Genomic DNA, 5,871 nt, shown 5'->3' with positions numbered 1-5,871 from the left:
ACCCATGTCGTCAGGCCCGCCAACCGCGGCCCGCTCCCGCAAGCGCTTCAGCGCCGCCCGCCCGAACTGGACGCCGAACCACGCCGCCACCGCACCACCGACGATGGACGCGTCCACCTCGAGCCAGTGCGCCCCGGGGCGGCCCCACCACGCCAGCGCGACGAACGCCGCCAGACACGCGACCAACAGCAGGACCCAGACGAGCAGAGCACGGACGACAGGAGACATGCGCCTGAGGGTACGCTCTCACTGCAGCCAGTCGAGCACGGCCTGGCGATCCCACGATTCGAGCAGCGCCCGGTTCGCCGTGCAGCCACTCGGCGACGTCGTCGAGGACCCAGTGTCGCGCCGATCCTCGTAGCAGCGCGTCGCCGACGTGATCAGCAGCAACTGCGGCGCGCTGCGCGGCAGCGCCGGGTCGAAGAACGCCGCATTCGGCCGCACGAGCGCGCGGCACCGGGCATTCGGCCCCGCTCTGAAGCGACCCTGCACCCGCGTCGCATCCGGGAGCCAGCACGCCGGCATCGTTCTCTCCTCGCCAGGCAGCGCGGCAATCACCACTTCGACGGCGGCTACTTCCCGTTCAGCCTCGCGCAGGCGGACCATGGTGCCGCTCGTTGGCGCGATCTCGTCGCGCGTCACCCGATCGCGGATGGCCTCGACCTCGGCCATCTGCTTCAGGTACTCCTCCGCATTCGGCATCGACGCGGCGTTCTTCCGGTACTCCGCCTCACGCTTCGCCTTCCGCACGGGGTCGACATGCTCGGCGCGCGACTGCTGCATCTTCTCGGCGACCTGCCTGGCTTCCGCCAGCGCACGCGTCGAGGCCTGCAACTGCACCTGCCACGCCTCGAGCAACGCGACCGGCGCCCAGATCGACGCATCCCGCTTCGTGATGACGACGATGTCGTCGAACAGCGGGAAGCCGGCGCGTTCGCCAGTGGCCGGCGGCTGCACGACGATGTCGAGGTCGAGCGGGTTCCACTCCGGCGGCCCCGGCTGACCGATCACGCGCGCGTCGAGCGTGTTGACGGCAAACAGCAGCAGCGCGGTCTCGCCGGTATCGGTACGCACGCGGGTCCCGTTGCGCATGTACTCGTAGATCGGGAACGCCCCGAAGTCGACGCCGCCGCCGATCGGCCGGCGACCGGCCGGTGCCTGACCCGATGCGGGACGGTCGTCGCCACGGAGGTGCCCCCACACCTCGACGCTGTAGCCCTTCGGTTCTGCCACCGCGGGCGTCCGTCGAAGCAGCTCTCGAAAGGCCACCAGGTGCGCTTCGAACGCCTTCAACTCCGCCGGGGTGGCGCGCGTCGACGCCCGCGCTCCGGACGACAGCGTCATCTTCCAGGGTTTCCAGGTGCCTGGGGCATCGGTCATGAACCAGGGCTGCGCCGCGAGCGTGAGGGCAGACACCGCGACGAGGACGACGACGACCAGCAGGAGGCGAGCAGCGTGCGGACGCATGAGGACCCGAATCTACCCCAGGCATCGCGTCACCGCGAGGAGCGGGTGGCACCACGTTGACACGCCACCCGCCGCCACGTAGTCTGGTTAACAATGTTAACCTGAACGTCGCCGTCGGCGATCCGGCAGCCCTGGAGATCACGATGCCCCTTCGATACGGCTCCCCCGCGCCCCTTGCCCGCGCCGTCCTGCACGCCAGTCTGGCGGCTGGCGTCGACAGGGACGTCGTCGGCATGCCTGCCGAGCGCTGGACGAAATGACGACCTCCCGTCTGGCTCAGAAGTACGGGCCATGGGCCGTGGTCACCGGCGCCAGCGACGGCATCGGCCGGGCCTTCGCCGTGCATCTGGCCGCCGATGGCCTGCACCTGGTGCTGGTGGCCAGGCGCGCGGACGTGCTCGAGGCCCTGGCCGCTGAACTCCGACAGACGCATGGCGTCGACTGTCGCGTCGTCGCCGTCGACCTGTCGCAGCCCGAGGCCACGCGGCACCTGGTGGAGGCCACCGCCGATCTGGACGTCGGTCTGCTGGTCGCGTCGGCGGGGTTCGGCACGTCAGGCCCGTTGCTCGACGCCGCGCTGGATGACGAGACCAACATGCTCGACGTCAACTGCCGGGCCGTCCTGTCGCAGGCCTGGCACTTCGGCTCGCGCTTCGTGCAGCGCCGGCGCGGTGGCGTGGTGTTCCTGAGTTCACTGCTGGCGTTCCACGGCACGCCGCGCGCTGCCAACTACGCCGCCACCAAGGCCTACATCCAGACGCTGGCCGAGGGACTGCGTGCGGAGTGGGCGCCCTTCGGGGTCGACGTCATCGCGTCGGCACCGGGTCCCATCGGCACCGGCTTCGCGCGGCGCGCCAGGATGCACATGGGGAAGACGCTGTCACCCGATGTGGTGGCGCGAGTCACCATGCACGCGCTCGGCCGCAGGACCACCGTGCGACCCGGCTGGCTGTCGAAGCTGCTCGGCTGGTCACTCGCGATGTTGCCGCGCTGGGGACAGGTCATGGTGATCGGCAAGGTGATGCGCGGCATGACGGCGCAGCCGGGCAAGCCGACCTCCAGATGACGTGACCACATCGGTGGTAGCCTTGTAGTCACATGGAAACTGTCGGGATCAGGGAGCTGAAGGCGAAGCTGAGTCACTACCTGCAGCGCGTGAGCCACGGCGCGACGCTGGTGGTGACCGATCGCGGCCGGGAGGTCGCCACGATCGCGCCCGTCAAGCCACCGGGCGACACGGCCTGGGCCTGGAAGATGGTGCAGGACGGGCGGGCGCACTGGAATGGCGGCAAGCCCACAGGGGCTCGAGCGCGTGTCCGCCTCGAGGGAGGCGCGACGGTGTCCGACGCCGTCATCGAGGATCGCAGGTGACGCTCTACCTGGATACGAGCAGCCTGTTGAAGCTGTACGTCGACGAACACGGCAGTCTGGACGTGGTGGACCTCGTCGAATCCTGCGATGTCGTGGCCACGCTCACGCTCACGTACACCGAGGCGAGGTCCGCCCTCGCCAGGCGTCGTCGCGAACGTCTGCTGTCTGTCCGCGGGCTCTCCGATGTCAGGCGGTTGCTGGATGTCGACTGGGCTGCACTCCTGCACATCGACGTCACCCGGGAGTTGTGTGCCGAAGCCGCCGACATGGCCGACCGCTATGGCCTGCGCGCCTACGACAGCCTGCACCTGGCGGCATTCGCACACATCGCTCGTCAGGCCGGGGTCGAGCACACGATTTTCTCCAGCGCGGACGCTGCACTCACTCGGGCGGCGAAGGCGCTGGCCCGGACGCTCTGACGTCCAGACTCCGAGGCACCCGCCTGGCAAGTCCGACGGCGACGCGTCAGGCGGGGTCACACATCAGGGAGCGACGACCGCGACACGTACGTCACGCGTCGTGGTGTTGCCGCTGAAGTCACGCACGACCACCCGCAGCACGTACGCGCCTGGCGCCAGGGCGGTCGTGTCCCACACGTCAGGGGTGGCCACGCCATCCCGGTATCTCGTCGTGACCACATACAGGAACTGCGTGCGGGCGGCGCCGTAGACCGGAATGCCGCTGCCGCTGGCGTAGACCTGCCGCGGCGCGTCCGAGTCGCGGCGCATGCGATCGAAGTGGAGCGTCTCGCGCGGCGTCTCGAAGCCTCTGGCTGGGACACCGGTGGCGTCGAGCACCTGGTAGCCCGCGCCGTAGAGGCCCAGCCGACGATGGGCGAGATTGCCGTCGGCCTGATCCCACGCGTCCACCACGATCCGCACGCGACCGCGCACCAGCACGGGCTCGACCGGAGGCAGCCGCGTCGGACGACGTGCGCGTCCGCGCCCTCGCGGTGGCCCGAGGCGATCGGGATTGAGCGGCTGCCAGGCCTCGTTGAACAGCCGCACGCCACCGGCGGCGATCGTCGGCGCGATGCCGTCGCGGAACTGCACCAGCCGGAAGCGCAGCGGGTTGTGCTCCTCGCCGCTCCAGCCGACATTCAGATGGACGTGGTTGAAGGCGTTGACGCTGCCGACGACGTCGCCCGTGGAGAAGAAGGCGCCGCGTTTGGCGCGCATGCGGGTGAGCGTGCCCGTGGCGTCGTAGACGGGGGCGAAGCGGTGGAGGTCGATGTCTCCTGATGACGGCCCGTTCGGAGAACGGGCCCTACGCCCTACCGCTGACGGCCCGTTCGGAGAACGGGCCCTACGCCCTATCGCTGACGGCCCGTTCGGAGAACGGGCCCTACGCCCTACCGCTGACGGCCCGTTCGGAGAACGGGCCCTACCCACCTTGATGTGGATGTAGGCGAGGGGGCCGATGCGGATCGATTCGTTGAGCGTGCCGAACGATCCCGCAGCGATCGGGCTGGAGACGATGCCGTCGCGCACGGCGCGCACGAGCGTGCCCTGCGCCTCGCGGACGTCGAGTCCGGCATGCAGGCGCTCCTGGCCCGGCTCGCCCCGCGCCTCGCCGAAGGTGCCCGCCACCTCGTGCGGTCCGTCCAGCGGCGCGACCGGCCAGTACAGCGGCGTCCGCGCGAAGCCCTCGGCGTCGAAGCTCGGCGGCACACGCGGCGACGGTGGTGCGGGGAGGTGGACCTCGGACCACGGCCAGGATCGCGCCGGACGTCGTCCGACCGTCTCGATCGGTGTCGGTGCCACGAGGCGCACCATGGCGTTGCCCGCGTCGGCAACGAGAAGGTCGGGGGCGGTCTGACGGTGACGGCCCGCTCGGAGAGCGGGCCCTACCCGCAGGGCGAGGCCTGACGGACGACGGAAGCGGGCGTCGCTCGCGACACCGTCCGAGAATCCGCTGTCGCCGCCCGCGATCAGCCTGGGGTCGCCCTGCATCGGGAGCACGACCACCCCACCGCGCTCGTCCACCACGTAGAGATCGCCGGCCTGGTCCGAGGCCACCGCCATCGGGCGCTCGAACCCCACGAGCGGCGTGGCGATCGTGGTCACGTAGCCGTCGGGGCCGACGGCGCGCAGGAGTCCGTTCCCCGTGTCGGCCACGATCACCCGTCCGAGCGCGTCGACGGCGACGCCGCACGGCGTGTCGAAACGCGCATCCGGCCCGGCGCCGTCACGATAGGCTGCCGAGCTCGGCGCATCCGCAGCCCCGTCGTCGCCGCCAGCCAGCGTCCGGACCTCGCCATCGACGTCGATGACGCGAATGCGGTCGTTGTACGTGTCGGCGACGAGGATGCGGCCCGCGGCGTCGACGGCCACCCCCACCGGGGCGTTGAAGCGAGCGGAGGGACGCCTCGGCGAGGCGTCCCTCCCAAATCTTCCGGGTCCGTCCACGTAGCCCGGCACGCCATCGCCCGCAACGGTGCTCACCGTGCCATCCATCGCCACGCGGCGGATGGCGTGATTGCCCGTATCGGCGACGATCAGCGTGCCGTCGGTGGCCAGCGCCATTGCTGACGGCGTGGCGAACCGCGCCGCGGCCCCGACGCCATCGACGAACCCGCGGCCGCCACCCGCGAGGGTCGACACCACCCCGTCGGCGTCGATGCGACGAATGCGATGCGAACTGCCCGCGTCGCTCACGAACACGACATGGTCTGCCGAGACGGCGATGCCGAACGGCTCCGAGAAGCGCGCGGTGTCCCGCCGGCCGTCGAGCCACCCGTCGCGGCCGTCGCCCGCCAGCACGCTCGCGGCTCCCACATGGAGCGGCTCCGGGGCCACGGGCCGCGTCAGCACCCATGCCGCCGCCAGCGCGGCGACGAGGACGAGGGCCAGTGCGGCCCAGAGCGCACGAGTCAGACGCACATCACGATCGAAGCACGGAACAACAATTCAGAATTCAAAATTCAGCCTCTTCCGGGATCAGCGTGGGTAGAGGTCGAGCCCACCGCAGTGAAAGTAGATGGCGGTGGTGAAGTGTTGGGCGTTGCGGAAGCCGCCGGCCTTGCGCTTGATG

General features: G+C 70.4%; 5 protein-coding genes and 1 pseudogene. 3 read left to right on the top strand and 3 right to left on the bottom strand.

Annotated features, from left to right (window positions below; genetic code table 11):
* Positions 1–228: pseudogene (locus Q0C41_RS29195) on the bottom strand (hypothetical protein); the annotation flags it as partial.
* An 18-nt stretch (positions 229–246) separates the two neighbouring features.
* Positions 247–1,467 (bottom strand): hypothetical protein, encoded by a 1,221-nt coding sequence (locus Q0C41_RS29190; protein ID WP_291990167.1) that lies wholly within the window; start codon positions 1,465–1,467, stop codon positions 247–249.
* Between the two features lie 256 nt (positions 1,468–1,723).
* On the opposite strand from Q0C41_RS29190, the gene Q0C41_RS29185 reads away from it, so the two are divergent.
* The 3 genes from Q0C41_RS29185 to Q0C41_RS29175 are packed head-to-tail and all read left to right on the top strand — an operon-like array spanning position 1,724 to position 3,257.
* Complete coding sequence (locus Q0C41_RS29185) at positions 1,724–2,533, top strand: SDR family oxidoreductase (RefSeq protein ID WP_291990165.1); 810 nt, start codon at positions 1,724–1,726, stop codon at positions 2,531–2,533.
* Positions 2,534–2,565: 32 nt separating this feature from the next.
* Positions 2,566–2,838 carry a type II toxin-antitoxin system Phd/YefM family antitoxin gene (locus Q0C41_RS29180; protein WP_291990163.1) on the top strand — a complete coding sequence of 91 codons (273 nt, stop codon included), beginning with the start codon at positions 2,566–2,568 and terminating at the stop codon, positions 2,836–2,838.
* Complete coding sequence (locus tag Q0C41_RS29175; RefSeq protein WP_291990162.1) at positions 2,835–3,257, top strand: type II toxin-antitoxin system VapC family toxin; 423 nt, start codon at positions 2,835–2,837, stop codon at positions 3,255–3,257. The genes Q0C41_RS29180 and Q0C41_RS29175 overlap by 4 nt, the downstream gene beginning before the upstream one ends.
* 63 nt (positions 3,258–3,320) lie before the next feature.
* Here Q0C41_RS29175 and Q0C41_RS29170 read toward each other — a convergent pair whose 3' ends face one another.
* Positions 3,321–5,720 carry a hypothetical protein gene (locus Q0C41_RS29170; RefSeq protein ID WP_291990160.1) on the bottom strand — a complete coding sequence of 800 codons (2,400 nt, stop codon included), beginning with the start codon at positions 5,718–5,720 and terminating at the stop codon, positions 3,321–3,323.
* Positions 5,721–5,871 lie beyond the last annotated feature (151 nt).

Source organism: Luteitalea sp. (assembly GCF_022842525.1).
Lineage (GTDB): Bacteria > Acidobacteriota > Vicinamibacteria > Vicinamibacterales > Vicinamibacteraceae > Luteitalea.
Note: the sequence above shows the minus strand (reverse complement) of the source record. Positions and strands in the feature narration are given on the sequence as shown.

Excerpts from the sequence above, each read along its gene's own strand:
- Q0C41_RS29190 (WP_291990167.1), bottom strand. The coding sequence starts at position 1,467 with ATGCGTCCGCACGCTGCTCGCCTCCTGCTGGTCGTCGTCGTCCTCGTC.
- Q0C41_RS29185 (WP_291990165.1), top strand. The coding sequence starts at position 1,724 with ATGACGACCTCCCGTCTGGCTCAGAAGTACGGGCCATGGGCCGTGGTC.
- Q0C41_RS29180 (WP_291990163.1), top strand. The coding sequence starts at position 2,566 with ATGGAAACTGTCGGGATCAGGGAGCTGAAGGCGAAGCTGAGTCACTAC.